This window comes from Bartonella sp. OC16QHHD, from assembly GCF_042194035.1.
Lineage (GTDB): Bacteria > Pseudomonadota > Alphaproteobacteria > Rhizobiales > Rhizobiaceae > Bartonella.
This window is the reverse complement of record NZ_JBHIMJ010000030.1, coordinates 1-1,701: the sequence shown is the minus strand read 5'-3', so window position 1 is coordinate 1,701 and position 1,701 is coordinate 1. Positions and strand designations below refer to the sequence as shown.

Annotated in this window: 2 protein-coding genes and 1 pseudogene; all 3 read right to left on the bottom strand. The window is 42.0% G+C overall.

Going from position 1 to position 1,701, the window contains the following annotated elements:
- Positions 1-485 (bottom strand): lysozyme (locus tag ACFIK1_RS04255; protein ID WP_375662165.1); only part of this gene is annotated, 485 nt, incomplete at its 3' end.
- Positions 486-548: 63 nt separating this feature from the next.
- A complete protein-coding gene (locus ACFIK1_RS04250; RefSeq protein WP_375662164.1) occupies positions 549-878 on the bottom strand; it encodes a hypothetical protein in 330 nt (109 codons plus the stop codon).
- Between the two features lie 9 nt (positions 879-887).
- Positions 888-1,701, bottom strand: a pseudogene (locus ACFIK1_RS04245) (hypothetical protein); the annotation flags it as partial.

Genomic DNA, 1,701 nt, shown 5'->3' with positions numbered 1-1,701 from the left:
GTTTTCGTTTCTACCCTTTGATAATTCGAAGAAACATAAGCCCCTTTTACCCATAATCCCGCTTCTGCTGCTCGACGGTTGGCTAAACCCGCAAGAGGCTTCCCACCGACCTTATTCCATTTCTGTAATTCTAAGGGTACGGCTTCATAATCCCCTTGATTAAGCTTCTTCAATAAGGTTGACTTGCGAAAAGCAGCTGTTCCTACATTATAGCAAAATGAGACCAATGCCGCGAATTGGCAATCCGTTAACGAAACCGTCACCGATTCCTCTACCGTCTTCTCAAATTGCTTTAAGTCTTCACAAAGGATTTCTTCTGCTTGCTTTTGGCTAATACACATGCCTTTTTTGACAAGGGGGTGACCCGCATTGCTGGTGTGACCATAACCAATCGTCCAGACACATGCCGTGTCTCTATATGCCTCTAAACGCAAACCTTCCCATTGTTTGATAAGCTCTAATCCTTCTTTCGATATCTTTCTCATCTGACGCTCCATAAAAAAAGCCCCACAAAAGTGAGGCGGCATAAAAATGTTTTCTTATGATCTCTATTGGCTATGCTCTTTGATCAGCTGCTCGACTTCTTCAACACGAAAGCCAAGTTGAAAGAGCGGCGCATAGTCGCTTTCCTGTAATTCATACTGACAACGCTTTTCTACAAAATCACCATTTAAATCAAACGGCATGGTTGTTGTTAGACAAACCTTATGCGTGTCATCTTCAATCCCCTCTTCTCCCTCTCCAAGCTCTTTAACAAAAACCCAATAAAAACGTGTTGCTAAAAGATTCCCTAGCCTTCTTACTGTTTCAACTTTGTCAAAAGAAAGCATGTTCAGATAATCTTCTTTGCTATTTAAATGTTCTGGATATTCTATCATCTCTCCCTCCTAAACAAAATGACGCGTATGGCTACATCCACGCGCCGCAACTTGTTCATTTCCACCATTGACGATCATGGCGGCTCGAGTAAAACGCCCATTATCCGTTGTATTACTCCAGCTACCACCCCCTAACAATGCTCTCATTTCAAACGTATTTTGCGTACGGCTTATGGGTATAGGAAACGTGCCCGATAAAAATTGCCAAACATAACCGCAACCATCCTCACAACCGATATGCGAGATCATTCGACGATTCGCCGTATCCTTATATCCACCTGAAACCTTAGAGGTTGGTTCTTTCTTGCCAACAATATGTGTCTTTTCATTGCTTCCATACATAGCAGAAGCAAACGCTTCATCACTCAGTAAAGATTTTTTAACACGCGCCATATCTGTTACATGTTCGGTATAATTACGGTTTGTTGTTATATTGGTACGATACATTGATTTCGTATTTTCACCCGTCCCTGATTGAAGATAAATATCAACCCAAAGATCTTGCAAAGGATCATAAACCATACCTTCTGGTGAACTATGCGGGCGGTGATTGAGACACCAAACTGAATTGGGTAAAATATCCCCTGCCCTATAACCAGACAAGGGGTGACCGGAAATCGTACCAACATCCGCACAGAGCGTATGAAACCCTCCTATCTTTCGCGAATTACTCACTGTGTAATCCCTTGGATACGTAGAGTTTTCTGATAAAACAAATTTATGAGACTGTCCTCCATCAGAAACCAAATAAACATAATAATCCTTCCCCGCCGAAAGAGAAGGAACGCTTATTCTTGTATCTACCGTATAACTTGCAACCAAA